The sequence below is a fragment of the Pseudovibrio sp. Alg231-02 genome (assembly GCF_900143565.1).
Classification (GTDB): Bacteria; Pseudomonadota; Alphaproteobacteria; order Rhizobiales; family Stappiaceae; genus Pseudovibrio.
The window spans coordinates 1,233,555-1,259,972 of the sequence record NZ_FREX01000001.1 but is presented as its reverse complement, the minus strand read 5'-3'; the positions used below and the strand labels follow the sequence as shown (position 1 = coordinate 1,259,972).

The 26,418-nt window shown below is 53.9% G+C and carries 22 protein-coding genes; 18 read left to right on the top strand and 4 right to left on the bottom strand.

Translation table 11 applies throughout. The features are described from left to right. Positions 1–37 precede the first annotated feature (37 nt). The 6 genes from DHN43_RS05535 to DHN43_RS05510 all read left to right on the top strand — a co-directional run bounded on the left by DHN43_RS05535 (position 38) and on the right by DHN43_RS05510 (position 8,193). Positions 38–1,090 carry a YeeE/YedE family protein gene (locus tag DHN43_RS05535; protein WP_108817958.1) on the top strand — a complete coding sequence of 351 codons (1,053 nt, stop codon included), beginning with the start codon at positions 38–40 and terminating at the stop codon, positions 1,088–1,090. 240 nt (positions 1,091–1,330) lie between these two features. Next, a complete protein-coding gene (gene pncA, locus DHN43_RS05530) occupies positions 1,331–1,957 on the top strand; it encodes a bifunctional nicotinamidase/pyrazinamidase (RefSeq protein WP_063302534.1) in 627 nt (208 codons plus the stop codon). Beyond that, positions 1,954–3,246 (top strand): nicotinate phosphoribosyltransferase, encoded by a 1,293-nt coding sequence (gene pncB, locus DHN43_RS05525; protein WP_063287079.1) that lies wholly within the window; start codon positions 1,954–1,956, stop codon positions 3,244–3,246. The genes pncA and pncB overlap by 4 nt, the downstream gene beginning before the upstream one ends. Before the next feature lie 115 nt (positions 3,247–3,361). Then, positions 3,362–4,987, top strand: coding sequence for an FAD-binding oxidoreductase (locus DHN43_RS05520; protein WP_108817957.1), 1,626 nt, complete (start codon positions 3,362–3,364; stop codon positions 4,985–4,987). Between the two features lie 24 nt (positions 4,988–5,011). Further along, positions 5,012–6,658, top strand: coding sequence for a glycerol-3-phosphate dehydrogenase/oxidase (locus DHN43_RS05515; protein ID WP_108817956.1), 1,647 nt, complete (start codon positions 5,012–5,014; stop codon positions 6,656–6,658). Then, positions 6,655–8,193, top strand: a complete 1,539-nt coding sequence (locus DHN43_RS05510) for an FGGY-family carbohydrate kinase (protein ID WP_108817955.1) — start codon at positions 6,655–6,657, stop codon at positions 8,191–8,193. The genes DHN43_RS05515 and DHN43_RS05510 overlap by 4 nt, the downstream gene beginning before the upstream one ends. On the opposite strand, the gene DHN43_RS05505 is transcribed toward DHN43_RS05510, so the two are convergent. After that, positions 8,190–9,452, bottom strand: coding sequence for a malonyl-CoA decarboxylase (locus DHN43_RS05505; RefSeq protein WP_108817954.1), 1,263 nt, complete (start codon positions 9,450–9,452; stop codon positions 8,190–8,192). The two genes, DHN43_RS05510 and DHN43_RS05505, sit on opposite strands and share 4 nt — an antisense overlap. Before the next feature lie 172 nt (positions 9,453–9,624). Between DHN43_RS05505 and DHN43_RS05500 the strand changes: the two genes are divergently transcribed. After that, the gene (locus DHN43_RS05500; RefSeq protein ID WP_441344330.1) at positions 9,625–10,317 is read left to right on the top strand and encodes a cupin domain-containing protein; all 693 of its coding nucleotides are present in this window, start codon (positions 9,625–9,627) and stop codon (positions 10,315–10,317) included. Positions 10,318–10,326: 9 nt separating this feature from the next. Here the strand turns inward: DHN43_RS05500 and DHN43_RS05495 are convergent, their stop codons facing one another. Beyond that, entirely contained in the window at positions 10,327–11,760 is a 1,434-nt protein-coding gene (locus tag DHN43_RS05495; RefSeq protein WP_108817953.1) for a sterol desaturase family protein, read from the bottom strand. A 521-nt stretch (positions 11,761–12,281) separates the two neighbouring features. Between DHN43_RS05495 and DHN43_RS05490 the strand changes: the two genes are divergently transcribed. The 3 genes from DHN43_RS05490 (at position 12,282) to DHN43_RS05480 (ending at position 14,417) form a co-directional block, all read left to right on the top strand. Further along, complete coding sequence (locus DHN43_RS05490; protein WP_057463812.1) at positions 12,282–12,452, top strand: XapX domain-containing protein; 171 nt, start codon at positions 12,282–12,284, stop codon at positions 12,450–12,452. 277 nt (positions 12,453–12,729) lie between these two features. Next, the gene (locus DHN43_RS05485) at positions 12,730–13,308 is read left to right on the top strand and encodes an NADPH-dependent FMN reductase (protein ID WP_108818018.1); all 579 of its coding nucleotides are present in this window, start codon (positions 12,730–12,732) and stop codon (positions 13,306–13,308) included. A gap of 458 nt (positions 13,309–13,766) precedes the next feature. Further along, a complete protein-coding gene (locus tag DHN43_RS05480; RefSeq protein ID WP_208994864.1) occupies positions 13,767–14,417 on the top strand; it encodes a LysE family translocator in 651 nt (216 codons plus the stop codon). Positions 14,418–14,425: 8 nt separating this feature from the next. On the opposite strand, the gene DHN43_RS05475 is transcribed toward DHN43_RS05480, so the two are convergent. Continuing rightward, positions 14,426–15,268, bottom strand: a complete 843-nt coding sequence (locus DHN43_RS05475; protein WP_108817952.1) for an alpha/beta fold hydrolase — start codon at positions 15,266–15,268, stop codon at positions 14,426–14,428. 553 nt (positions 15,269–15,821) lie between these two features. On the opposite strand from DHN43_RS05475, the gene DHN43_RS05470 reads away from it, so the two are divergent. Further along, entirely contained in the window at positions 15,822–17,741 is a 1,920-nt protein-coding gene (locus DHN43_RS05470) for a beta-N-acetylhexosaminidase (protein WP_108817951.1), read from the top strand. A 47-nt stretch (positions 17,742–17,788) separates the two neighbouring features. Here the strand turns inward: DHN43_RS05470 and DHN43_RS05465 are convergent, their stop codons facing one another. Next, positions 17,789–18,556 (bottom strand): GntR family transcriptional regulator, encoded by a 768-nt coding sequence (locus DHN43_RS05465; RefSeq protein ID WP_057463808.1) that lies wholly within the window; start codon positions 18,554–18,556, stop codon positions 17,789–17,791. A gap of 372 nt (positions 18,557–18,928) precedes the next feature. On the opposite strand from DHN43_RS05465, the gene DHN43_RS05460 reads away from it, so the two are divergent. From DHN43_RS05460 to DHN43_RS05430, 7 genes are all read left to right on the top strand, one after another. After that, complete coding sequence (locus DHN43_RS05460) at positions 18,929–19,822, top strand: carbohydrate ABC transporter permease (protein ID WP_193775920.1); 894 nt, start codon at positions 18,929–18,931, stop codon at positions 19,820–19,822. Position 19,823: 1 nt separating this feature from the next. Continuing rightward, positions 19,824–20,666, top strand: a complete 843-nt coding sequence (locus tag DHN43_RS05455) for a carbohydrate ABC transporter permease (RefSeq protein ID WP_108817950.1) — start codon at positions 19,824–19,826, stop codon at positions 20,664–20,666. A 40-nt stretch (positions 20,667–20,706) separates the two neighbouring features. Beyond that, positions 20,707–21,927 carry an ABC transporter substrate-binding protein gene (locus DHN43_RS05450; RefSeq protein ID WP_057463805.1) on the top strand — a complete coding sequence of 407 codons (1,221 nt, stop codon included), beginning with the start codon at positions 20,707–20,709 and terminating at the stop codon, positions 21,925–21,927. Between the two features lie 62 nt (positions 21,928–21,989). Further along, positions 21,990–23,090, top strand: coding sequence for an ABC transporter ATP-binding protein (locus tag DHN43_RS05445; RefSeq protein WP_063302522.1), 1,101 nt, complete (start codon positions 21,990–21,992; stop codon positions 23,088–23,090). A gap of 9 nt (positions 23,091–23,099) precedes the next feature. After that, on the top strand, positions 23,100–24,284 hold the full coding sequence (locus DHN43_RS05440) for a Gfo/Idh/MocA family protein (protein ID WP_108817949.1): 1,185 nt from the start codon (positions 23,100–23,102) through the stop codon (positions 24,282–24,284). Further along, positions 24,281–25,291: an SIS domain-containing protein gene (locus DHN43_RS05435; protein ID WP_108817948.1), complete on the top strand. Its 1,011-nt coding sequence runs from the start codon at positions 24,281–24,283 to the stop codon at positions 25,289–25,291. Before DHN43_RS05440 ends, DHN43_RS05435 begins: the two co-directional genes overlap by 4 nt. Before the next feature lie 20 nt (positions 25,292–25,311). Further along, the gene (locus DHN43_RS05430; RefSeq protein WP_108817947.1) at positions 25,312–26,418 is read left to right on the top strand and encodes an SIS domain-containing protein; all 1,107 of its coding nucleotides are present in this window, start codon (positions 25,312–25,314) and stop codon (positions 26,416–26,418) included.

Here is a 26,418-nt window from a genome sequence, read left to right as displayed (position 1 = left end):
ATTTAAGCTCCGGCGTTTTGGTCTTGGGAGGGATCAAATGTCCGAGGATATTCTGGCGGCATTCGCAGGCCTTGCGGGTGGTGTTTTGCTTGGTCTTGCTGCACGTCTTGGCCGCTTCTGCACACTTGGCGCGATTGAAGACGCCCTTTATGGCAAAGAATGGCTGCGCATGCGCATGTGGGCCTTCGCCATTGCCATCTCCATCGCATCGACGTTTCTGCTGGCGGATCTTGGTCTGATCGCGCTGGACCAAACCATCTATCTCACCCAAAGCTGGAACCCGCTCGCCTGCATCGTCGGTGGCCTGATGTTTGGCTATGGCATGGCCATGGCTGGCTCCTGCGGTTTTGGCGCTTTGGCACGCTTGGGCGGCGGAGATATGCGGTACTTCGTGCTCTCTCTGGTGATCGCCATTTCAGCGGCCATGGCCGTGGGCGGACCAACAGCCTATCTGCGTGTGTTCCTGTTCCCGACCGAACTCTCGGAGGCAAGCTCAACAGGCATCGCGCACGCTCTTGCCCAACGGCTGGAGCTTTCCGAACTGACAATTGCGCTGGTCATTGCCGGAGCAATTGGCCTTTTCGCTGTCAGCAACAAAGAGTTCCGCCAAAGTCCAAAGGCCATTATCGCTTCATTGACTGTTGCTCTTGCGATCCTCCTCGGCTGGGTTGCAACCAGCTATCTCTTTGAAGAAAGCTTTGAAGAAGTTGCAGTGGCCAGTCACTCCTTCACAGTCCCGGTGGGCGATACCCTCATGTATCTCATGACCGCATCTGGGGGTGGTCTGTCTTTCGCCGTAGGCTCAGTCTTCGGCGTCCTCAGTGGAGCATTCCTTGGCTCACTCATCAAAGGCCATTTCAGATGGGAAGCCTGTGACGACCCACGCGAACTAAGACGCCAGATCCTTGGTGGTTTTCTGATGGGCACTGGCGGCGTGATTGCTCTGGGCTGTACCATCGGGCAGGGCATATCAGCCTTCTCAACACTCGCAGTCAGCGCACCTGTTGTCATGCTCTCTATCATCGCCGGAGCAGCAATCGGGTTGCGTCAGCTCGTTGTTGGCTTTCAGTTTGCCTTCTGGAAGCAGTAACCGGACGCTGTGTTCGCAGTGACTTGTGCACAAAGATGGCCTTGGAGTAAGGCGCCCAAGACACACATTGCCTAAATTATAGATTTTACCTCTGGTTGCGGATTAATCCCGCATATTTTGCTTGAGTTTGGCGGAGATTATCGCAATATTTCGCGCTGGCCACTTCGGTGTATCTAAACGTCCTCGCATTTTGCTCTGCGAAACTCATACAGGACTACTCATCGCGAACAGGAAGCAACCATGACACGACCGGCAAACGAAGCTCTGATTATGATTGATATTCAGAACGATTTCTGTTCGGGCGGAGCTCTGGCTGTGAAGCACGGTGAGCAGATCGTCCCCTTGGTCAATGAGCTGCAAAACGACTTTGCCGTCAAAGTGTTGACGCAAGACTGGCACCCGCAGCATCATAAATCCTTTGCGGACAATCACGATGCCAAGCAGCATTATGATATGACCGATATGCCTTATGGCCCGCAGGTTCTCTGGCCAAACCATTGCGTGCAGGGCACAAACGGCGCAGCCTTTCACAAAGACCTGAAGACCGACAGCGCGGACCTTATCCTGCGCAAAGGCTTCCGCCCGCACATCGACAGCTACTCCGCGTTCTTCGAGAACGACCACACTACCCCAACAGGCCTGTCGGCTTACCTGCGTGAGCGCGGGGTCGATACGCTACACATGGTTGGTCTGGCGACAGATTTCTGCGTCCGGTTCTCAGCTGTGGATGCGGCAAAGCTGGGGTTCAACGTGATTGTACACCTGGATGCCTGCAGAGCGATTGACCTGAACGGATCCCTGAAAGAGGCTTTGAATGAGATGCAAAGCCACGGCGTCAAATTCTCTGGCGAGATGGTTGCACAATGATTGATATTGCCTCCCGCGTTTATAACCACAATTGGAAAATCGATCCGATTGTTCGTTCCCTGATCGACACCGACTTCTACAAGCTGCTCATGGCGCAGTCGGTCTTTCTGAAAAAGCCGAACACGCAGGTCACCTTCAGCCTCATCAACAGAGCACAGCACATTCCACTGGCAAAGCTCATTGATGAAAAGGAACTCCGCGACCAGCTGGACCACATCCGCACGCTCTCCCTGTCTCGCGGGGAAAGCACATGGCTGCGCGGCAATATGTTCTACGGCAAGCGGTCCATGTTCCGCGCCGAGTTCCTTGAATGGTTCGAAAACCTGCGCCTGCCGCCCTATCATCTGGAAGTCAAAGACGACCAGTACGAGCTCACCTTTGAAGGCGACTGGCCTGCCGTGATGCTCTGGGAAGTTCCGGCTCTTGCCGTGCTGATGGAACTACGCTCCCGCGCGGTGCTCAAAAACATGGGCCGGTTTGAGTTGCAGGTCCTGTATGCCCGCGCCATGACCAAACTCTGGGAAAAAGTCGAATGCCTGCGCAAGGTTGAAGACCTGTCACTGGCAGACTTCGGCACCCGCCGCCGCCACTCCTATCTGTGGCAGGATTGGTGCGTGCAGGCCATGATGGAAGGCCTCGGCAAGAAGTTTGTCGGCACATCCAACTGCCTGATCGCAATGCGCCGCGAAGTGGAAGCAATCGGCACCAACGCGCACGAACTGCCTATGGTCTATTCCGCTCTGGCAGAAAGTGACGAGGAACTGGCCGACGCACCGTATCAGGTGCTGAATGACTGGCAGGAAGAGCACGACGGCAACCTGCGCATTATCTTGCCAGACACGTTTGGGACCGAAGGCTTCCTGAAACGTGCTCCGAACTGGCTGTCCTCCTGGACAGGCATCCGCATCGACAGCGGTGACCCAGTCAAAGGCGCAGAAGCAGCAATCAAATGGTGGAAAGCCTGCGGTGAAGATCCAACACAAAAGCGCGTCATCTTCTCTGATGGGTTGGACGAAGACATGATTGCCCACCTCCAGCGCAAGTTCCATGGCCGCGTTCGGTGTAGTTTTGGTTGGGGAACTATGCTCACCAACGACTTCCGCGGGCTCGTGCCAGATGATGCCTTGGCGCCGTTCTCACTGGTCTGTAAAGCCATTTCTGCAAACGGCAAACCAACCGTCAAGCTCTCCGACAATCCCAATAAAGCTATGGGATCACGAGAAGAAATTGAACGCTACAAGCGCGTTTTCGGGGTTGGCAAGCAGATGAGCCAGAAGATTATCGTGTAACGCGGCGTATTTTAGCCATCACTCAAAATAATCCACTTGCATAGTTTCCCTATGCGTAAACTCTGTGTAGCATGCGTCACGCAGCACAGTTTATACGTGTGGGGGAGCGACGAAGATGAGAAGATGGAACGGTTGGGGCGATGATACGCACCAGGCGGAGCTGGCCGATTTTGCTAAGGCCTTGATCGCAGAGCTTTTAGGCGAGACACATCCGTTATCTGACGCCACCTTGCAAAGCGCCATTGAGCGTGTTCCTGCGTCTCGCGCACCAGACCATCCCTTACTGGATAAAACGCCCTCAACGCGCATCAGGCATGCATCTGGGCAGAGCTTCTCAGATTGGCTGCAAATGCGCAGTGGCAAGTTTGAAAACATCCCTGATGCAGTCGCTTTCCCGGAAACCTCCCAGCAAATCCGTGAGCTTATGGACTGGGCAGCGCAGCAAGATGTCATCCTCGTCCCGTATGGTGGAGGCACGTCCGTTGTCGGCCATCTGGCATGTCCTGTTGGCGAGAAACCACAGATCACCATTGCACTCACGCGCATGAATCGCCTGCTGGACTTCGACAAGGAAAGCCAGATCGCGACTTTCGGAGCTGGCGTGCGCGGGCCGGATCTTGAAGCCCAACTGGCAGCCATCGGTTATACACTCGGCCACTTCCCGCAAAGCTTTGAGCTTTCCACCGCAGGCGGCTGGGTCGTCACGCGTTCCTCTGGCCAACAATCTCTGCGGTATGGCCGCATTGAGCAGCTCTTTGCCGGTGGCACGCTGGAAACGCCAAAGGGAACATTGGAAATTCCAAGTCTCCCCGCATCATCTGCTGGCCCTGATCTGCGGGAAATGGTGCTCGGCTCTGAAGGCACACTTGGCATCCTGACTGAAGTAAAACTACGCGTCACACCATTGGCTGAGGCGGAGCAGTTCTATACAGTCTTCATGCCGGATTGGGAAAGCGGTGTCGCTGCAGTTCAGGCCATCACGCAAGGCCGCGTTCCGCTCTCCATGATGCGCCTGAGCAACGCAACAGAAACCGATGTGAGCCTGAAACTGGCGGTGCCAGAGAAGAAGCTCTCCAAGCTCAATATGCTCTTCAAACTCAAAGGCCTGACAGATCAAAAATGCATGCTCACCTTCGGGCTGACAGGATCAAAGAAGCAAGTCTCCGTAAACCAGAAACTTGCAAACACCTACCTGAAACAACATGGTGCCAAGCGCGTTCTCTCCAAGATGCTGGGCGACAAATGGAAGGAAGGCCGCTTCAAAGGGCCATACCTGCGCCATCCTTTGTGGGAGCATGGTGTGGGCGTCGATACCTTTGAGACAGCAATGGACTGGTCAGCCCTGCGCCCATACATCAACGTGGTTGAACAGAGCGTCACCAAAGCACTGAAGGAACAAGGCATTCCCGTGTTCGCCTTCACGCATCTGTCTCACGTCTATCCGCAGGGCTCCAGCGCATACACCACCTATCTGTTCCCAGTTGCCAGCACCTATGAAGAGACGCTGGAACGCTGGAAAATCATCAAGAAAGTCGCATCTGAAACCGTGGTTGCCCATGGCGGAACCATCAGCCATCAGCATGGTGTCGGACGTGACCACGCGCCGTATCTGCCAGCAGAAAAAGGCGTGCTGGGCATGAGTGCTCTGAAAGCCCTCAGCAACAATTTCGACCCAGACCACCGCATGAACCCCGGCGTTCTGATCTTCGAGGAAACCGTAGGCAACACAGAACCCGCATAACTCTCAATATTAGAGGAGGGGGCAATGGCGAATACAGGACAACTTAGCAGGCACGAAAAGCTGTCACTCATAAATGAGCGCAGCAAGCCGTGGGACATGGTTGTTGTTGGCGGTGGCATCACCGGAGCCGGTGTTGCATTGATGGCAGCAAGAACCGGACTCGATGTTCTGCTGCTGGAAAAACAGGATTATGCATGGGGCACGTCCAGCCGGTCCTCCAAGATGGTGCATGGCGGCCTACGTTACCTGTCTCAGGGCGAGTTCCGACTGGCGCGGGAATCTGTACAGGAACGTGAAAGGCTGATGAAGGAAGCCCCAGGTCTCATCGAACCCATGAGCTATCTTTTTCCGTTCCGCGAAAAGCAGTTCCCAACTCGCCGTGCCTTCTCTGTCCTTCTCAACATCTACGGATACTTCGCCAGAAAGCGCGACCACAAATATTTGGACCGCGACCAGACCATCGCCGCGTTACCGGGGCTCAATGAACATGGCTTGCTTGGCTCAGCGCAATATACTGATGCCCTCACAGATGACAGCCGCCTTGTCCTGCGCGTCCTTACTGATGCCAGACGCAGCGGTGCAACCACACTCAACTATGCTGCTGTGAAGATGGTCCATAGTGAGGGGGAAGGATCAAAACTCCTTGAAGTGCAAGATCAGGAAACCAGCGAAGTCTTTGCCATTGCATCCAAAACAGTCATCAATGCGACCGGAGTTTGGGCGGATGGCCTGCGCGAGCAATTGGGCCAGACCAAACGCATTCGCCCTTTACGTGGCAGTCATATCATAGTCCCGTCCTGGCGCATGCCAGTGCATCAATGCCTGACCTATCTGCACCCGCAGGACAAGCGCGGTGTCTTCATCTACCCGTGGTTGGGCCGCACGGTAATCGGGACGACTGATCTGGATCACTCTGAGGATCTGGATCAGGAAGCCGCGATCAAATCGGAGGAGGTGGCGTATCTGCTTGATGGTGCCAACCACAACTTCCCCGGCACAAAGCTTACTGAAAAAGACGTCATTTCAACATGGTCTGGCGTCCGGCCAATCGTAGGCAATGAAGGCGTTGACCCTAAAGAACTGCATCCGTCAAAAGCCAAACGCGACCATGTGGTGTGGGATGATGATGGCATCATCACCGTGACAGGCGGAAAGCTCACCACCTTCCGTGTAATGGCAGAGCAAGTGCTGGAAACCTGTGAGACCTATCTGGAAGGCAAGAGCACTGCGCGGGCGGGAGACTATGTGTTCGAACCTCCCATTGAAACGAAGGACAGTATTGGGTTACCAGAAGCCGAATTCAAGCGATTACAGGGCTACTATGGCGCTGATTTTCCAACACTTATCGCAGCAATATCTCCCAAGGGTCTTTCCTTCATCAGTGGCACAAACCGCATTTGGGCAGAGCTTGAGTGGGCTGTCATGCATGAAGAAGTCGTGCATTTAGACGATCTCCTTTTGCGCCGCACACGAATTGGCTTAGTGTTGGAGAACGGCGGGGCAGCATTAGCTGATGAGCTAGAAATACAACTGAGAGAAAAACTGGGGTGGTCCATGGACAAATGGCAGGATGAGTGGTCGCGATATCAGAAGATTTGGCGAGACCACTACTGCTTGCCAACAACCCACGCTCCCCAAGAGCAGGAAATGATGCATGAGGTCGCAGGATGACCGAAACGCTTCTCGCCATCGACTGCGGCAGCCAGAGCATCCGGGCCTTGCTGTTCTCTCCAGACGGGGCGCTGCTGTCCAAGGTACAAAAGCCGATCACGGATTATCGAAGCGACAATCCCGGTTGGTCAGAGATTGATCCGCTTATCCTGTGGGAGCTGCTGGGCCGCTGCTGCCGTGAGCTGTGGGATAGAGGAGCTGATCCTACTGCCGTCAAAGCCATGAGTGTCACCACACAGCGCGGCACGCAAATCTCAGTTGATGAGAGAGGCATCCCTCTTCGTCCTGCGATCACATGGATGGACGAGCGCATTGAAGACCAACAGAAACCATTGCCACTGCTTTGGAAAACAATCTTTGGCGTGGCAGGCTTGTCCCGATCGATCAAGAGCGTACGTAGCGAATGTGAAGTGAACTGGATCGCAGTCAACCAGCCCGGAATTTGGAAGAAAACCTATAAGTTCCTGCAGGTTTCCGGCTACCTCAACTTCAAGCTGACAGACCTTTTTCGCGATTCAACAGGCGCTCAGGTTGGCTACATTCCCTATGACTACAAAAAGCAGCAGTGGGCGAGTGATAAGCACTTTCTCTGGAAGCTCTTCGCCTTCAAACGCAGCCACCTGCCAGAACTCATAGAACCCGGAAATCCAATCGGCTATGTGAGTGAAGAAGCTGCCCAGCACACTGGACTTCCAGAAGGCTTACCAGTCATCTCCGCAGCTGCTGATAAGGCATGTGAAGCCGTCGGCTGCGGCGCAGTGGATGCCAGCGTCGGCTGCCTCAGCTACGGCACACGGGCAACGGCGACCATTCATTCCAAAAAGTACTTCGAGGTGGAGCGCCCTCTGCCAGCCTATGCTGGCGGTATGCCGCGGATGTTCACGCCAGAAACCTCCGTCATTCTGGGGTACTGGATGGTCAATTGGTTCAAGGAAGAGTTCGGCCACCCGGAGCAGGAAAAAGCCAAAGAGATTGGCAGTCCGGTCGAAGTGTTCTTTGACGACCTGCTCAACAGCACACCTCCCGGGTCCCATGGCCTGACCCTATTGCCCAAATGGGGCCGCGACAACGGACGTTCCACGCCAGTGAAAGGCGCGATTATCGGCTTTGGGGATGTGCATACCAGAGGCCACATCTACCGCGCTATCATCGAGGGCATTACGCTGGAATTACATCGTGGTCTGAAGCGGATCGAACGCAAAAGCGGCGAGAAGATCAAAGTCTTACGTGTCTCCGGCGGTGGCTCTCAGTCTGACGCCATCATGCAGATCACCGCAGACATCTTTGGCCTGCCCACCGAGCGCCCGCATACCTTTGAAACTGCTGGTCTGGGTGCCGCCATTGCCGCAAGCGTAGGTGCTGGGGTCCACCCTGACTTCACGCAGGCCATGAAGGCCATGACACGGCAAAACGAGGTGTTTCAGCCGGACCCGAAAACGGTTCAGCTCTACAAGAAGCTGTTTGAGGATGTCTACCTGCCCATGCCGCGCAGGCTTGCCCCGTTGAACAAAGCACTCAGAAAGATTGTCGGCTAGGCAACATCGCTCTTGGGCTGGGATGCTGTCTGCACCACACCAGCCTTCGCGAGCGTCTGCACCCGTTTGGACGCCACAATTTCCTTCTTATTCGCAAACACTTCGTGGTTCTGCGAAATCTTTTGCAAATCGTAAAGATAGTTCACCATCACCCCCGCCGATTGCTTTTTGCCGTTCTCAGAAGTATCCGCCCCCACATGCACGTCATGCACCAGCGCACCGTTGTAAAGATGGAACCGTGCCACCGGATCAAACGGCATATCGTTCTTCCGCTTGCCTTCAAGAAGGTAATAAGCAGCGAGTTCTTTAAGGGCTGCATCAGTCTCCGGCAACTCAATCTCTTGCTCTTTGGCCCACTTGCAGAAAGTAGGGAGCGGCGATAGCGTCACAAACGTCTTCAGCTGACTGAGCTCACGCGAAAGATCCTGTACCACCTGCTTGATCAGCGAGTTGCCAAAGGAAAGACCGGCCAGCCCGCTCTGGCAGTTGGAGATCGAGTAGAAGACCGCCGTATCCACTTCATCAACCGGCACAATATCCCGCTCTTCTGCAAGCACGCCTTGAATGGACGAGGGGACCCCCTTGGTCAGCGCCACTTCCACAAAGATCAACGGCTCATCTGGCAATGAGGGATGGAAGAAGGCAAAGCAACGCCGGTCTTCCGGTTGCAAGCGACGGCGCAAATCATCCCAACTATCAATAGCATGCACGGCCTCATAGGCGATGATTTTTTCCAGTATCTGCGCCGGACTATCCCAGCTGATAGGTCGCAGCACCAGAAAACCACGGTTGAACCACGAGTTAAACAGGTGCTGGAAATCCAGATCAGTGCGCGCCAGATTCGGCTGCTCCTTCATGAAGCCCAGCAAGTCCTTGCGCATGTGTACCAGCTGATGAGTGGCACCGGGAACCTGATTGAGCCGCCGTGCCAACTCCTGCCGTTTTGGCTCCGCAGCTTCCACAAGCTTTCGGTAATTGGCTTCCGTCCGCTCTGTTTTATAACTGGAAACAACGGTTTCCAGCTTATCTGGATCGATGTCCATTTCGCGGTTCAAATGCTCAAAAAACGCCCGCTTTCCCTCAGTGTCTGTGGTGGCATAACCATCCAGAATCTCGTGAGCAATGGCAGCACCGGAAACGTCTCCCTGACTGCTCATCAAGGCATTGCAAAGTTCGGTAAGGGGACGCTCATCCCGCTTGCCCATAAAAACATAACGACGATCAAAAAGAGTAGAAAGTAAATCTGCCAGCAGGCTCATGGTCAGGCGTCCCGTAGTTGCACAGCGCAGTGCATCAGAAAATCGCCGGAAGCCTAACAAGGGACTGCTGGGAACGGAATGCAACAAACAGCTTAACAATGAAGTGATCCCTAACAGCACGCTAACATCTGTAAATGAGCGACAAGTGTGCTTAACTTGAGAGCATCATGTGATGGAGGCTTCAGTGAAGATCAACGGCGATTTTTCAAAGCGAGTGGTTGAGTTCAGCGACGATATTCCTTGGGTCGCGTCCCCAATGAAAGGCGTTGAGCGCAGGCCACTTGATCGATTGGGAGATGAAGTTGCACGAGCAACCACCGTTGTTCGCTTCGCACCCGGAAGCCATTTCTCTGAGCATGTCCATACAGGCGGAGAAGAGTTTGTTGTGCTAGCGGGAGTATTTCAGGATGAGCACGGGGATTTCCCGGCTGGCTCCTACATCCGCAACCCACCTGAATCCAAACACACACCAGCCTCTGAACCCGGTTGTACCATCCTCGTCAAACTCTGGCAGTTCGACCTTGCAGACCGCACCCATGTGCGCGTGGACACCAACAAACTTGGCCGCGTAAACGATGCTACGCGCAAAGGTGTTGCCGTCTCCCCTCTGTTTCAGGATGAACGCGAGAACGTGCGCATGGAGCACTGGCAGGCAGGTGTAAACCACGCGGTTGAGGCTGACGGCGGAGCAGAAATCTTCGTGCTGGAAGGCTCAATCATCGAAGACGGAGAGGACCTTCCCAAACACGCATGGCTCCGCGTTCCCGTCGGTTATGACCTCAACATCACAGCAGGAGAAGAGGGCGCCAAGCTCTGGATCAAGTCCGGACACCTTCCCTTTGTCACTGCCCCACATGGGGAATAAGAGGACCGCCTAAAGCTGCTCCTGCAACCAGACCCGACTGCTTTCTTCCAGCGCGTTGCGAGCTGATATGATGTTCGCAACATGCTCCGGAAAAGAGGAGAGCTCATAGCGCAGCGTATATTCCAGCTGTCCCTGCTCCCCGTCAGGATGCCACGTCACCTGCTGCACCGCAGGTGTGCTGCCATCCAAAACCGCTGGCTTCTCCAGCCACGGCAGTGCAGAAAGCGTTGTTTCTTCAGAGAGTTCAATCTCAGGCGAAACCCCTTTTGCAACATCCATCCGCTGCGAGACCTGCGTCGAAATCGGCAAAGTCCAAAGCACGGTGAGAAACCAGAGCAGAGCTGGCACACGTGCGACCTCAACAAAGCGCAGTTGATATTTGCCCTCCAGAAACTGCGAGATCATCACGAGACCAGCCAGAATAAGCACCACACCAAACGCCAGCTCCCGCGCACTCAGTTGTGGGGACAGGAAGATAAACATGGTCACCAGCAGCACCAGCAGCGCGAATGAGATGCCACAGTACAGCTTGGTCAGCGGTGAGATCTCCGGATCAAATTTAGGGCGATTGGTGACGCCTGTTTTCTGCAGTTTGCTGGTGTTCCGCCGCCTGTCTTCTGGTCGCCATCCCGTTGGTTTGAACCACAGCCGGACCTTGTCCCACCAGCTGCGCGTATGAAGGCTGTCGCGAAACAGCATGGACCAGTGCTGCAAGTTGGCTTTCACCGGATTCCACGTTTTCAGCGGCGTTGTGGTGCCATAATGGCAAGGGTGCTCTGCAACCTCCGGCTGCCAGCTACCAAACATACGATCCCAGATCACCAACGTGCCGCCGAAGTTCTTGTCGATGTAAATCGGGTTCTTGGCATGGTGGACACGATGGCTTGAGGGCGTGGAAAACACACCTTCCATCAGGGGGATACGATCAATCGCCTGGGTGTGCAGCCAGAACTGATAGGCCTTCAGCAGCATAAATTGCACAAGGAACACCTCTGGCGGGCAGCCAAGGAAGGCGAGAGGCAGATAGAAGACCCACGAGAATGAATACTGAAACGCACTCTGCCGCAGCGCCGTGGTCAGGTTATACTCCTCACTTTGGTGATGCCCCACATGGGCGCCCCAAAGAAAATTGTAGGTGTGTGCAATGCGGTGGAACCAGTAATAGCAGAAGTCCACACCAAAGAAGAACAGGACCCATGTGGCCCAACTGGTTGAGCCAAAGTCAAACAGCCGATAGGACGACCACGCCCAGATAAACACCGAGAATGTAAAGGTTTTTAGCAGCGCATCTGAAACCAGCAGGCAAATGCCCATGGAAAGGCTGGCAATGTTATCGCTAAACCGGTGCAGGTCCCGCCCGCTCATGCGCAGGTAGGCGTATTCCATCAGCATAAAAAACAGAAACAGCGGAATAGCCAGCGCCGTCACATTATACTCTGCCATTTTATTCCCCCTCGCACTGCATTCCAAAAGAATGGTCGTGCAACAAAAAAGCGTCGAGCTGCAGGCCTGAGCGAATACCAATAAAGGACCGCAAAGGCGCTTATGTTGACTTTAACGTAAAGGCAGAGAGGTGGGCTGACAACACAATTCTGAGCTCATGAAAATGGCGATAAGTAGAAGTTCTGCAAGAAGATGCAGGAGTTTTGCGCAGAACTAACATAAATGATTGCCATCCAACATATTGATTTAAATGAACTAATTAAAATGACAGTGCGGCAACTGATCGCATTTTGAATATTTTTTCTGCAAATGATTTTTTTTGCGTTAAAAGTGCAATTACAGGGTAGGGTCCGCCTTGTCGGGCGACCTGAATATTCAAGGACCTTAGCTGGCTGTCCTTCACGGTTTTCGGTCATACACTCAGGGGACTGCAGGGGTATGGGCGCGCAGTAAAAGCAAGGGCTGTAGTTCAAAGAAAACAGAGTTTTCTGAACAATAAGAAAGAATTAACGGGAGACACCATGGCTGAACTGCTTATGTCAACACTTGCTGGCTTCATTATTGGAGCGATCTTCACCGCAATCAAACTGCCTATTCCCGCTCCACCAGTTCTGTCTGGTTGTGTAGCGATCCTTGGCGTTTGGGGTGGTCATCAGATCATGCTGCAGATCACTGAGCGCTTCTTCTCCTAAAGTGCGTTCGGTTTGATTGAGGCCAATCAAACCCTTCAACGTATCTCCGAAAAGTGGAAACCGGTTTTCGGATAAAGATACGCAAAAACAAAGGCTAAAGCAGTGCAAGTGTTTCAGCTTAAATGCGAACTGCTTTAAGTGTTCGCTAGAATAAAGAAGTGTTTACGGTCAAATTTCAAAAAGCGGTGCTGAAGTTCAGTGCCGCTTTTTTTGTACTTGCATAATAAAGAAACAAAAATGTATATAAAAACAAAAATATTGTCATATGGAGTTTCCCATGAATATCCTCCTCATCTCAGGAAGCACCAGAGAAGGCTCGTTGAATAAGAGCCTGCTGGATGCCGCTGAAGAAGAAGCGCATAACCTGAACCATCAGACGACCAGCCTGTCGCACCAGCTTGCCTCTTTTCCCCTCTATCACTCCGATCTTGAAGCAGATGCCGCCGTTCAGAACCAGCTCTCGATGCTACGGCAACAGATTGAAGCTGCTGATGTAATTCTGATCTCCTCTCCCGAATACAACGGCTTCCACACTCCGCATCTCCATAACATATTCACCTGGGCGTCCAGACGGGCAGCTGGCAAGTCCCACTCCGTGCTTGAGGGAAAAGTGGTCAGTCTGCTAGCCGCTGCACCGGGTCCGTTCGGGGGTGTAAGAATGCTTCCGCGTCTGGCGTCGTTTGCAGCTGATCACGGTTGTTGGGTACATCCGCGATATGTCGCTGTCGGTAATATGGCATCAAAGACCAATGATGATGGTCAGCTAACCTGTTCTGAGACAAGGCAAAAACTGCGCAATCTAATCAGCCAGACCTGCAAAATGGCCGAACCTGTAAAGATCACAGAGCCTGCCTGAACAGACCTGCTGCATCTCAGAAAAGCCAAACCCGGTGTCTCAAACACCGGGTTTTTTATGTCTGATTGCTTAGCAGACGGGCAATCTGATCAAACAATGGGCAGTATTATCGATTTCTTGGATCCTCCTTCAATGAGTTCCATCCGGAAATATACACATATTCATCAATGAGTTATCAGAAGATCGGTGCGTCATCGTTAGTTTGGCACGCCCCTTGCGAATGTGCCGACCAACAGAGTTTGCACAAACAGCGCGCGGAGAGGGGGCAGCTACAGAAACTCACAGTGCCACGTTTGGAGAGGCGGGCCTTAAGGCTTACGGCAAGTGAGTTTCTAATCCGCGCGCGAGGGGAGATGAACCATCAGTCATCTCCCCTTAGCCTTCCGGATTTTGGGTTGCGTTCGTATGTGCGTTGCTTTGCGTTATTTATGTGTTTCTAGCGTTGAATTGGAAAACCCATGGAGCTTCTTCGCTCTTTTGATGCCACACTCATTTTTGGTTTTATCGTCACCTTCATGGCACTCAATTTCACACCCGGTCCCGCGGTCCTGAAAGTGGTTGGCGACAGCATCACAAACGGTATTGGTAAAACCCACGCCAGCATGGCGGGTGTGTTCGGAGCCAACCTCATGTATGCGCTCCTCGCCGCGGGAGGCATGAGCGCGCTGCTGCTGTCTTTTCCGGTTCTGTTTGAGACGGTCAAATGGATTGGCGTAGCTTATCTATTGTATCTTGCATATGGCTCTTTCAAAGCCGCTTTCTCAGCCTCGCTGGGCGAAGCAAAAGAACAGAAACCAGCATCCACTTTGAAGCTGTTCCTCACCTCATTCGCAATGCAGGGCGCAAACCCGAAATCCGTCCTGTCATTTGGCGCAATGCTGCCTGTGTTTGCTGGCGAAGGTGATGGCATGGCCCTGCGCATGATGGCACTGGCCATCTTCAACATCGCGCTCGAATACCCGGCATTGCTGTTTTACGCCTATCTCGGAACTCGGGCCTCCAGATTCGCAGTCTCCGCCCGTTCTCGCGCAGCTATGGATGCCTTCGCCGGCACAGCATTGGCCGGTGCAGCCTACATGATCTCCAAAAGCACGCTGAAAACACAGTAGGCAGCTTCTCACGCATTCAGGAAACCCAGTGCCTTCTCGTTAAAGAGCGCTGGGTTTTCGAACATCAGGAAGTGGCTCCCGCCATCGGTCTTGCGGACCACCTCAAGCGCGCCATTTGGCATTGAGGAGGCGATGAACTGCTGTGAAGCCAGCGGATGCCAACTGGCCTCGCCTGTAAACACCAGAGTGCGCTGGTGAATGTTAGGCAAAAAGGCCCGCCAGTCTTGCATCATGAGGTTTTCGATAAGAGCAGCAGCATGCACGCGGGGCAATTTCAGGTTCTCGGCAGCCAATGCGCGCAAGGCAGCATCACCAACCCTGCTGGTGAACATCCCGCTAATAATCTCAAGATGATCCTCAACACTGCGGGTCCTGCGAATAGCCACCACCATCTCATCAAGTGACTCCAAAGTGGGATGGATAGAACCCGCCTCGTTGATCTCTTGTTGTGTCCAGGATGGCCGTGCCATGAGGGCCGCTGGCTCGTCGATAAAAATCAGACGGCGCGCAGGGCGTTCAGCCCCGAACATATCCAGATATGCCCAGAGCATGGCGACGGAAAGCGAATGGCCAACCGCGTCGAAATCGCGAAGGTCCAACGCCTCGACAACATCAAACAGATCCTTGGCAAACCGATGGATCCGATAACCATCCGTGGGCTTTTGTGACGCGCCGTGCCCCCGGTTCTCAAGAGCATAAACCGTATGGCTCTGGCAAAAGTCGGCGAACTGTCCTTCATATACAGATGCCGTCTGGCTCCAGCCACCCAGCAAAAAGACAGGCCGTCCTTGCCCGCCTGTCAGATAGGAGAGTTCCACCCCATCTCGGGTCCGTACACTCTTGCGTTCCATCCTCTTTGGCCTTTCGCAGACAACTCAACACGCTCCTGCAAGTATAGAACCCAACACGTTACCCAGCCGCAAATGAGGTCTTAATCGCGATGTGAGGAGCGCCACCTTGAATAACTGGTCCTAAATTTTACAGGCTGATCGCCTATCAGCCAGAAAGCTCTAACAACCACCATGCCTTGCTCCGGTATTGATGCAACAAGGCAGGCGACTGCGTTGGAAAACAGAATTGCAGTCAAAGACTTATGCAACCTGAAAAGTTTGTATTTGATTTGTCACCATGAGTGTTTGTGCAAGTTTCAGCTGTGCAAAATAAAGTAACTACCCGCGAACTTTGAAAGTAATACCAATTCAAAATTATGGATTTATTTGTCTGCCAAGGTGTTGACAGGCCCAGCCAAGTAGAAGCTATGCTACTGCGTGTTCTTCAGGAAATGAAACCTGATTTTCTGACAAGGACAGTCGCAAATTCAAGCAGTTAGAGCATACGTTCAGGCAACCCGTTGCCTTTGGTGTGCTCGCTGCAACATCCTGAAATTGGTGAGGAGTCGTGGGCATGGAAGCTGCTGCCTGTGCTGATACTACAATCAGAATGGAAACATGGAGAACGGAGGATCGGCAGATCAACTGCATCCTCTCTGCCAAGTGCGATGCACCCATCTCCAACTACACCTTATGCTTCAGCATGCTTGCGCCTTGTGAGGTGATTGAAGGCGCCTTTGTCAAGAAAATGACGGCGGGCTACATAGAGCTTGGCTTTGACAGAGATGTACTGGGAACAGGGCAGGCTCTGGCGTTCACGCTCAAATACAAGCGAAGCATGAACCCCTCCAACCGCAGCTGGCTGCCAAAAGGCGCTTATCTGCGTATGGAGGATGGCAGCATTGCGCCAGTCCAGCTCGCCCCGCGTGGCATTGATCAGGCCTTCACCACCAAACTGCCTGAACAACAGGCCGATCCTGCATCCAGCGAACTGATGCTTGTCCCAGCCCCGCAAAGCTGGCAGCCCTCCGGTGATACTCTGGACGTAAGCGCAGGTTACAAGCTGGATCGTTCTTGGGATGCAGAAGGCGAGGCCGACAGCACGGACGCTGTGGAAGCCCTTGCAGAGCGCAACAACATCGGCCCGTTCCTCTCTGAGGATGGCGTTGCGCTTCGCTTTGCCAAAAACGAAGATCTGGCGCAGGATGCCTATGAACTCGCAATCACACCAGAGGGCATCACACTCTCTGCGTCAGCGGCAGCCGGTGCTTTTTACGGTTCCATCACACTGCTCAACCTCAAGCTGATCTACGGTGGAACCATCCCTTGCGGCCAGATTTCCGATGCACCACGGTTTGAATGGCGCGGCCAGCATCTGGATTGCGCACGCCACTACTACGAGCCGGAGACACTGCTTCGGCTTGTCGATATGCTGGCCCTGTTCAAACTCAACCGCTTCCACTGGCATTTCTGCGATGATGAAGCCTTCCGTCTGGAAGTGGAGAGTTATCCGGAACTCTGGAAGAAGTCAGGCATGCGCGGTGAAGGTCGCGTCGTGCCGGGCATTTACGGTGCAGCAGACGGACCACAAGGCGGCACCTATTCCAAAACCTTCGCCAAGCGACTGGTGGACCACGCCAAAGCATTGAACATCGAAGTCCTGCCAGAAATCGAAGTTCCCGCTCACTCCTGGGCGGTTCTTCAAATCCACCCAGAACTGCGCGATGCTGCGGATGAAAGCGGTGAGGTCTCCGTCCACGGCTACCTGAACAACACCATCAATCCCGCCCTGCCAGAAGTGTGGACCTATATGGAAACGCTGGCCAAGGAAATCTCCGGCATCTTCCCGTTTGCTCACTTGCACCTTGGTTGTGATGAGCGCCCGCCAGCAGCATGGACCAGGTCTCCTGCCATCGAACAGTTGAAGACTGAGCAGGGTCTCAAAACAGCGGATGATGTGCAAGGCTGGATGATGGACAAACTGGCGTCGTATGTACGTTCGCTGGGCGTACGCCCCGCAGCGTGGGAAGAAGCGGCCAAAGGTGCCAATGGAGGCATCAACAACGACGCCATCCTGTTCTCGTGGACACAGCAAGGACCGGGTCTGGAAGCTGCCCGTAAAGGATACTCGGTGGTGATGACCCCAGCTGCGCACGCCTATTGGGACATCGCTCCCTCCGGCAACTTCAACGAGATCGGCCTCAACTGGGCCGGCATCACCAGCCTTGCAGACAGTGTGAACTGGGATCCGGTGCCGGAAAATGAGCCCGAGCTGGAAGGCAAGATCATTGGCGCTCAGGGTTGCCTGTGGTCAGAGGTCGTCCTGCGAGACGCCAACATGGAAACCATGATGGCTCCGCGCATTCTGGGTATTTCTGAAATCGGCTGGGCGACCCGCGCCAACAAACCGGATGCAGATGAGATCACGCAAAAGGCTGCGTGCTACAGCAAGCTGTTCTCTGCCATCGGGTGGTGTCAGGATGTAAGGGACTAAACAGCAAAAGCCCCGCTTATGGTCTATGATGCGGGGCTTTCGACATCTCAGACGTTGCGCAATTCTGCAACAAAATCATAGATATCACCGCGATAAACGCCTGTGGTCAACTCGATCGCCCGGCCACTCGCCAGATAAGCCGTGCGGTCAATGTAAAGCGCTGCATCCCCTTCACAAACTTCCAGCAAGTCAGCTTGCTCTTCTGTCAGCTTGCAGGCGGAGATACGCTGGATAGCACGGGAAGGGCGCATACCGTTCAAAGACAATTTCTCATAGAGAGACGTTTCAATCCGCGATGGATCAGGCACGAACTCGGTTGAGAGCGAACTGGTCTCGATCGCCAGAGGAATACCATCCGCACGGCGCAGACGGGTAATCCGCGAAACCTGACCGTCAGACGCAAGCCCAAGCGCAACAATTTCCTCAGGTGAGGGAAGGTAAATCCCACAGGACAGCGTCTCGGAGGAGGATGTCTTCCCGCGCCGCTGCATGTCCTCGGTAAAGCTGGTAAGCGCAGACAAGGACTGTTCCATGCGCTTCATCTGCGGAGCCACATAAGAACCTGAGCCCCGGCGCTGAATCACCAGACCATCCACCACCAGCTGCGAAATGGCTTTGCGAATCGTCACGCGGGACAGCCCGGTCAGTGTCGCCAGCTCACGCTCTGCTGGCAGAGTGGTCGCTGCTGCTAACCGTCCATCTTTAATGGCAGATTCAAGGTGTCGGTAAAGCTGCAAGTAGCGTGGACCGCCACTCCTCTGCTGCCAGGATGTCGTTGAGAACAGATCGGTATGGGTATCTTCTTGTGCGCTCATTCTGCTCTTCTTTATGTGAATCCGTATTATCTATAATACCTTTTTGATACCAATGCAAAACAATACCGATGACATACCAATGAAAGAAATGAAGCTTATCCCCTTGCGATTTTCTTGAAAAATCGGAGTTTTTTCGTCTGAAACAGAAATATTTCACAGGAGGTACTGAAATGGTAGACAAATGGATTTGTTTTGGTATTATTTTGGTGCTCGCAAAAAACACGCGGTTCGTCTCCCTGGCGATAACAAGACGCAAGCGGCGAGTGACAAGCGATCACCTTTGGGAATTGGGGAGAGCGCATGACACATGCGTCAGGGGACCTGCTGCCTTATCAGGGCGAGCGCGGCGGTTCGGCACAAAAGAAACAAGGGATGCTGCAAGGGCTCATGCGCTCACAGGCAACCTTTGCATGGCTACTGATTGCTCCGGCAGCATTGTATCTCGTATTAGTCGTGGCCTGGCCGCTGGTAGAGACAGTCCGTTTGTCTTTCACCAACGCCAACATTGGCGGCGAAGCCTACATCGGCACTGCCAACTATGAGAAGCTGCTCAGCTCTCGCAAATTCGGTCAGACAGTGTCCAGAACGTTCTATTGGATGTTCCTGTCTGTTTCATTCAAAATCATTTTCGGTTTGATCGGCGCAACGCTGCTCAACGCGGCAATTCCGGGGCGGGCTCTGTTCCGCATGCTGGTCATGCCGCCGTGGATTGTGCCTGTAGCGATTGGCTGTTTCGGCTGGTTGTGGCTCTACAACGGCCACTTCGGCATCATCTCGGGAGCCTTGCAATACGTAGGCATTCTGGATGGTCCGTTCGAGTTCCTCGCCTACAAACAAAGCGCGTTTTACTCCGCCGTTGTCACCGATGTCTGGGTCGGTCTGCCTATGGTGACCATCTTCATGCTGGCAGCCATGCAAGGCGTGCCGCGCGATCTTTATGAAGCTGCCTATGTTGACGGGGCCTCCCGTTGGTACCGCTTCCGCCGCATCACCATTCCGCAAATCCTGCCGGTGATCATCACCATGTCGATCCTGTCGATCATCTGGACCTTCAACTCCTTTGAGATCATCTGGATTTTGACAGAAGGCGGCCCGCGCAACGCAACCACAACGCTGATCATCGACACCTACAAGATGGCCATTGCAAACTTCAAGTTCGGGCAGGGGGCAGCCCGTGCTGTGATCGTGGTGACACTGCTTAGCGTGTTCTCACTGGTCTATCTGTTCGCACTTCACCAGATCAAAAAACGTTTCGAGGCAGCCTAAAATGATGGATCGTTACTCGCTGCCACATAAAGTATTTCTCTACTTCTGCGTGGTGCTATTCCTCGGCTTCATTCTGCTGCCGTTTTTTGAGATGTTCATGACCTCGCTGCGGCCACTGGAACACCTGTTCCGCTCGCCCTACCAGTTCTGGTCAGACGACTTCTCGTTCAAAGCCTACTCCCAGATGTGGGAGACAGTGCCAATGCTGCCGCGTTACATCGCAAACAGCATGCTGATCTCTATCTCGGTGACAGCTCTGGCTTTGGCGTTCGTCATTCCCGCCGCTTATGCCTATGCCCGGTTTGATTTCAAAGGCAAATCACTCAGCCTCGGCATCTTTCTGGCGGTTAACATGTTCTCCGGTGCTGTCCTGCTTATTCCGCTGTACAAGCTCCTGAGAAACTACGGCCTGCTGAACACCTACTTCGCCATGATTGTTCCCGGTGCAGCGTTTCTGGTGCCAATGGGAATCTGGCTTCTGAAATCCTATCTGGAGAAAATCCCGCGAGAACTGGAAGACGCAGCCTTCATGGATGGCGCCAGCCGTCTGTACACCTTGCGCCGCGTTGTTCTGCCTTTGGCGGTTCCCGGTCTCATTGTGGTGGGTGTGGCTGTGTTCCTGTCAGCCTACGCACAGCAGTTCCTGTTCGCGATCACGTTCAACAGCGTCAAGGAGTTCATGCCTCTGCCAGCGGGCATCCTCGAGTTCATCGGCTATCAGTCAGTCAAATGGAACCAGATGATGGCAGCAAGCATAGTTGGAATACTGCCCGTACTCGTAATTTTCCTATTTTTACAACGCTACTTGGTGGCCGGCCTCACAGCCGGTGCAATCAAGGAGTGATTTTTAAAAGTGTCAATGGTTACTACTGGGAGGAGAAACCATGAGAACCAAACTACTATTTGCAGCGGCTGCAGGGGCAGGCGCAATGATGGCAGCAACATCTGCACAATCAGCTGAGCTACATTTCATCCGTTGTGGGGACAACGGGTTGGATGAAGATCGCAAGGTTATTGCCGCATTTGAAGCCGCCCATCCCGGCAACACCGTCAACATGGAAAGCCTTCCATGGGGCACCTGTCAGGATAAGTCTTTGAAACTTGCATCCGCAGGCAGCCCGCCATCTGTGTCCTACATGGGCTCACGTACGTTAAAACAGCTGGCAGACAACGACCTCGTTGTTGATGTGACGATCTCTGAAGATCAGCAGAAAGCCTATCAGCCGGGCGTTCTGAACACCGTGAGTTACCGCGACAAGTTCTGGGGCTTCCCGCGTGCATTTTCCACCAAGGGTCTGTTCCTCAACTGTGACATCTTCGAGGAAGCCGGTCTTGCGTGTGAAGCACCAAAGACCTGGGACGAGATGTATGCGGCTGCGAAGACCATCAAGGATAAAACTGGTAAAGCAGGTGTCGGTCTGACGGGCAAAGACTTCGACAACACCATGCACCAGTTCCTGAACTACCTGTATTCCAACGGCGGTCAGGTCATCGATCCATCCACCAACGAAATCACTCTGGATTCCAAGAACACTCTGGAAACTCTGAAGTTCTACGGCAAGCTGGTGGAAGTTGCTCAGGAAGGTCCAACCGCATTTGAGCGCACGCAGGTCCGTGATCTGTTCAACGACAACAAAGTTGGCATGTACATTGACGGCCCTTGGGCACGCGGTCAGCATAAAGAAGGCATCACCACCAAGGCTGCTCCAATTCCAGCAGGTCCAAGTGGTGTCAGTGGTACACTTCTCATCACCGACTCCCTCGCTGTCTTCAAAGGCTCTGGCCATGAAGAACTGGCGATGGAATTTGCGCGCATGATGACCACAGGCGACTCTCAGTACACGCTGGACAAACCAGACGGTTGGGGTCTGACACCAATCCTGAAATACGAAGAGCTGGGCTATGAGAAGCCATACTACATGGATGACCCATACTGGGCAGTCTTTGTAGACTCCATCCCAACAGGTGGTCCGGAGCCTCTCTTTGTTGATTACAAAGCGATGCAGACAACCATCAACTCCATGATTCAGGGCATCATCCTGAAAGACGATACCGCTGAAAACCTGGTGGCAATCGCCGCTGAAGAACTCGAAGAGTTCAAGTAAGCAAAACCCGGAGAGGCTGGCGACAGCCTCTCCCCGTTCCTTAGTGCGAGAAGACGAATATTATGGCCACGCTCCAGCTACAAAACATCGAAAAATCATTTGGACCAACAACCGTGTTGAAAGACGTCAACCTGTCCATTGAGGATAAGGAATTCGTCGTCTTCGTTGGCCCTTCTGGCTGCGGAAAAACAACGCTCCTGCGGATCGTGGCAGGTTTGGAAATAGCCTCCGAAGGCTCCATCATCATTGATGGCAAAGACGTTTCCGATGACCACCCTATTGACCGTGGCATCTCCATGGTGTTCCAAAGCTACGCGCTCTATCCTCACCTCTCAGTTTTTGAAAACATCGCCTTTCCGCTGCGCGTTGCAAAACGCCCGGAAGAGGAGATCAAGGACCGCGTCAACAAGGCCGCTGCTATTCTGCAACTGGAAGAGCGCCTGAACCACAAGCCGGGACAGCTCTCCGGTGGTCAGCGCCAGCGTGTTGCCATTGGCCGCTCCATTGTTCGCAATCCAAAAGTGTTCCTGTTTGACGAGCCGCTCTCAAACCTTGATGCAGCGCTGCGCGGGGACATGCGTGTGGAACTCTCCAAGCTCCATAAAAGCCTCGATACCACAATGATTTACGTCACCCATGATCAGGTGGAAGCCATGACCATGGCCGACCGCATTGTGGTGCTCAACGGCGGTGTGGTGGAGCAGTGCGGCACCCCGATGGACCTGTACCTGCGCCCGCGCAACAAATTCGTGGCTGGCTTCATCGGCCATCCAAAAATGAACTTCCTGCCTGCCATCGTCAGCCGCGTTGAAGACCGCATGCTGCACGTGAAGCTCGCCAATGGTGGTGTCATGAGCATGCCAGTGGCGTCTGAGGGCGTGAAGGCCGGTGACAACGTGGATATCGGCATCCGCCCTGAGCATATGCAGCTCGATGAGAATGGACCAGTTTCCATGCATGTAGAAGTGCTGGAGCGTCTGGGAGCCCATTCCATCGCTTACGGTAAAGTTGAAGGGGACGGCGCGTTTTGTGCATCCTTGCCTGGCATGGCTGAGATTCCGGAAGGCACAACCATAAAACTAAGTATCAAGCCGGAGGATGCCTACGTCTTTGACGAAAGAGGAGTTGCACTGCAACGCCTTGGTGCTCTGGAACTGGCATAGGAGAAACACATGCGTATCATCGTTGTTGGTTTGGGTTTGCGAGCTGTCAGTGTTCTGGAAAGACTGCAGGCTCACATGAGCGAAGCGGAAGTGGTGGCCTATGTAGACCCCAAACCGCACCAGATTGAACGCCTCAGAAACCACGAGGCCATCAAACCCTACGACACGCTGGAAGAGATGCTGGCTGGTGAAAAGGCGGATCTGTTGTTCGTCAGCTCTCCCAACCACATGCATCTGGAGCACATCCGTCTGGGTCTGGAAGCTGGTATCCGCATGTTTGCAGAAAAGCCTGTCGTGATCTCCATGAGCGAGACCATGGAACTGGCAGAGCTGCTTTCCAAACACGGTGCAGATCAGGTGCTTATCGGTCTGGTTCTTCGCTATGCCCAGCATGCAAGAGATCTGCGGGATGCGCAGGCGGCTGGGCAGATCGGTGATGTGGTTTCCATTGAGGCCAACGAGCATATTGCGCCGTATCATGGAGCCTTCTTCATGCGTGACTGGCGCCGCCATGAGAAATATTCCGGCGGCTTCATGCTGGAAAAATGCTGCCACGATCTTGATATCTACAACATGGTGACCGGCTCGCGCCCATCCCGCGTTGCCAGCTTTGGCGGTAGAAAATCCTTTGTCCCGAGCAATGCACCAGCAAAAGAAACAGATACGCAAGTGTATCATGTTAAAGAGTCCATCTGGGAAGCTGCGGAAGACCCGTTCCTCTCTGATGGCGATATCGTCGATCACCAGACCGCGATCCTCGAATACGAGAGTGGGGCCACCATGGCCTTCCACACCAACATCAACGTACCGGACGAACACCGCCGGTTCTGCGTGATTGGTACCAAAGGCATGGCAGAAGGTGACTTTGTGCGCGGTTATCTGAAAGTGACTGATGCCCACACCCGCGGCACATTGGTGGATGAAGATTACAACAAGTCCATCGACCGCCCCGGCGCACACTACGGCGCTGATGACATGATGTGTCAGGACCTTTGCGCCTATCTGCGCGGTGAAATGGACAGCCTGCCAGTTTCCGTCGTGGATGCGCTGGAAGCAGGCGTCGCCGCACTGGCTCTTGATCAGGCGCGCACAACCGGTCAGGTCGTGGACCTGACGTCCTATTGGCAGAAATTCGACAGTTTCAACCTGCGGGAAACCGCAGCAACAACAAAAAAGATGGAATCAATACAGTGACCAAACTCCCCGGCGCGTACATGCGCGCTGAGATAGATCAGGCAATTCCGGCATTCGCAGAAGGGGTCCGTCAGGACCTCACTGAGAGTGTCAAAGCAGCAGCGCTGGACAAGCTCGACACGTTCTACACCATTGCGCGTGGAAGCTCAGATGCAGCCGCCAACTTGATCTCCTATGAACTGATGGCCGAACTGCAAAAGCCGGTAACAACACTGCCGCCCTCTGTGTTCAGTCTGGGGAATGGATTGCAGTTGGGCAATGCTGGCGCCCTTATTTTCTCCCAATCCGGAGGAAGCAAGGATCTGGTCAGTGCTGCAATCGGGTTTAAAAATGGCGGCGGTAAAACGCTCGCCATCACCAACACACCGGGTTCTCCGTTAGCAACTGAGACGGACGCCTGCGTTGATATCAAAGCAGGGCTGGAGCAAGCCGTTCCGGCCACCAAAACAGTTATCTGCACCATTGCCGCCGGAATGGCTCTTCTGGCAGTCCTCAAACCAGACTACGCCAAAGCCTGTGAAGCAGCAGCAAAAGCCATGCTGGCCAGCGCTGAGGCGAAACTTGAGCAGGCTGACGAGATCATTGAAGCCGTGAAGTCCACGCCGCATGTGTATGTGATCGGACGCGGGTGTGGCTTTGGTGCAGCGCAGGAAGTTGCGCTGAAACTGAAGGAAACAACAGCCATTCATGCAGAAGCGTATTCCGCTGCTGAAGTGCTGCACGGCCCGCTGCAACTGGCCACAAAACCGCTCTGTGTCCTCATCCTGGATACGGGGGAAGAGGTCAGCAACCAGAGCCTGAGCCTGGCGGAGGAGCGGTTCCGCTCTGTCGGCGCAAATGTTTTCCGCCTGACACCAGAAACCGTTGGTGCGCAGGGCCTTACTCCCGCAGCAAGCTCGGCCATGCTGCTGCGTGCATTGTACCCGGTGATTTTGGAAACTGCTCTCCAGTTGGGTCTAGATCCAGACCAACCGGAAACACTTTCTAAGGTAACTGTAACTATTTGATTTTATGAAGGAATGCTGCGATGGTCGATCTGACCAAATGGGCAACTACGCGCGAAATTCAGGCGCAACCGCAAATCTGGGCAAGTTGGGGACAGGAATTCGCTGCGCGTCTGAGTGATCTGAGCGAATGGGTTGCCAACTCCGGAGCCACGGAAGTCTGGTTCTGCGGGGCAGGCACATCCGCCTATATTGGCGACCTTCTGTGCAGAGCGCTGGACGCAACCTCTGTGTTGCCAATGCGCTCCGTTCCTTCAACAGATCTCGTCAGCGCCCCGCACGTGTTTAAACGCAACGGTGTCATTCCGCTGGTTGTCTCTTTTGGGCGCTCCGGCAACTCCACCGAGTCCATTGGCACGCTGGACTTGCTGGACGCGATCTTCCCCGAAGCACCACGGCTGAACATCACCTGCAACAAGGACAGTGCACTGGCAACCCGCCAACCTGCCTCAAAGGCCAGTCAGCGCGTGATCGTTCTGCCAGACGAATGCCACGACAGCGGCTTTGCTATGACCTCCAGTTTCACCACCATGATCCTGACAGCTATGGCAGTGTTTGGGCAGGAGACGCCAGAAGAATTCGCGGCCAATATGAACGAGATCAGCCACGCAGCTGAAATTGTTTTGGCGCAAGCGGATCAGCTGGCAGGCAAACTCACCATCCCACAGCGCGCCGTCTTCGTAGGCTCCGGTCCGCTTGCCTTTGTTGCCCGCGAAAGTGCGCTCAAAGTGATGGAACTAGCCGCAGGAAAAATCCCGTCTATTTGGGACAGCTCCCTCGGTTTCCGGCATGGACCAAAGTCCTTTGTCGATGACCAGACCAAGGTCTTTGTGTTCCTCTCCAATAACTTGCATTCCCGCCGTTACGACGAGGACTTGGCAGAAGAAGTGAAGGCACAGTTCGGCGAGCAAACAGTTACCACCATTGGTAATTCTGCAAAGGCAGATGTACACATTCCATGCAAACTGGAGGATGGCTGGATGTCCGTGCTCCATGTACTCATTGCGCAGTGGCTGGGGGTGGCTTGGTCTGACAAGCTTGGTTTCAACGTCGACAATCCGTTTGAAGGGCAGGGCACGCTGACCCGCGTTGTCTCGGGCGTCAAGCTATATGCACTGGAAGAGGCCTGA